The following is a 1,463-nucleotide window of genomic DNA, read 5'->3' as shown; positions in this document are numbered from 1 at the left end:
TCGGGGTGCTCACGATGCAAAGTCGGGATCACCACCGACAGCGAACCCCCCTCGACACCGGCCACGGTGTCGCTGATCGCGGCCGCCAACACCGGATGCGGCGACAACTCCACAAACACCCGCTCCCGCTCGGCCAACAACGCGGTGATGCCCTCACCGAAACGGACCGACTCGCGCAGCTGGCGCACCCAATAATCCGGCGAACACAACTGCTCGGCGGTGGCGATCTGCCCGGTCAGATTCGACACCACCGGCACCGCCGGCGCCGAAAACCGCACCCGGGCAGCCACCGCGGCGAACTCAGGCAACGCCGCATCCATCAACGCCGAATGAAACCCATGACTGACCCGCAACCGAGTCACCACCAACCCCGCCGCCCCACACTGGGCCTGCACCGCGGTGATCTGATCCACCTCCCCAGAGACCACCACCGACGACGGCCCATTGACCGCAGCGATCCCCACCCCCGCAAAGCCCTGCAACAAACCCACCACCTCAGCCTCAGCAGCGCTGATCGCCAACATCGCCCCCACCGGGCAGGCCTGCATCAACCGCCCCCGCTGCGCCACCAACCCCGCCGCATCCGCCAACGAGAACACCCCCGCCAAATACGCCGCGGTCAACTCCCCCACCGAATGCCCCACCAACACATCCGGACCGATCCCAGCATCGGCCAACACCGCCGCCATGCCCACCCCGAACGCGAACAACGCCGGCTGGGTATAGGCGGTCTGGGTCAACAACCCCGCCGCCTCACTGTCCGGGTCGGCGAACATCACCTGCCCCAACGGCACCGGCAAATACCCATCCAACGCCGCACACACCTCATCGACCGCGTCGGCGAACACCCGATGCTGCCGATACAACTGAACACCCATCCCCGCGTACTGCGCCCCCTGCCCAGGCAACACGAACACCACCGAACTGGCCGCCTGACCGGACAGGTGATGCTGCACCACCCCCACAGCCGAGCGCCCAGCCGCCAGGGCCCCCAACCCCGCCACCAACCGCTCCCGAACATCCTCACCGGCACCGCCAGCGGTGATCACCGCCCGATACGGATGCTGGGCACGCGTAGTGGCCAAACTGAACCCCACATCGGCCACATCCACACCCGGATGCCCACCCAGGTACTCACCCAACCGCTGCGCCTGAGCGCACAACGCCGCCGGAGTCCGCGCCGACACCGGCCACACATGCAGCAACGACGCCGCATCCGGTAGCGGGGCCGCTTCCGGGGCCGGGGCTGCAGGTTCGGGCGCCTGCTGCAAGATCACATGAGCGTTGGTGCCGCTGATCCCGAACGACGACACCCCCGCCGTCCGCGGATGCCCGCTCTGCGGCCACGGGACCGGCTCGGTCAACAACCGCACCCCACCGGCCGACCAATCAATGTGCGGGCTGGGCTCATCAACATGCAAAGTCGGCGGCAAGATGTCGTGGTTGAGCGCCAAGACCATCTT

The 1,463-nt window shown here is 67.6% G+C and carries 1 protein-coding gene; it reads right to left on the bottom strand.

What is annotated here, in order from left to right:
• Positions 1 to 1,463: acyltransferase domain-containing protein (locus MSIMFI_RS27270; RefSeq protein ID WP_191500035.1), on the bottom strand; the 1,463-nt coding region annotated here is incomplete at both ends.

The organism is Mycobacterium simulans (genome assembly GCF_900232995.1).
In the GTDB taxonomy this organism is placed as follows: Bacteria; Actinomycetota; Actinomycetes; order Mycobacteriales; family Mycobacteriaceae; genus Mycobacterium; species Mycobacterium simulans.
The sequence above is the reverse complement of the archived record's forward strand: the minus strand, read 5'-3'. Positions and strand labels throughout refer to the sequence as shown.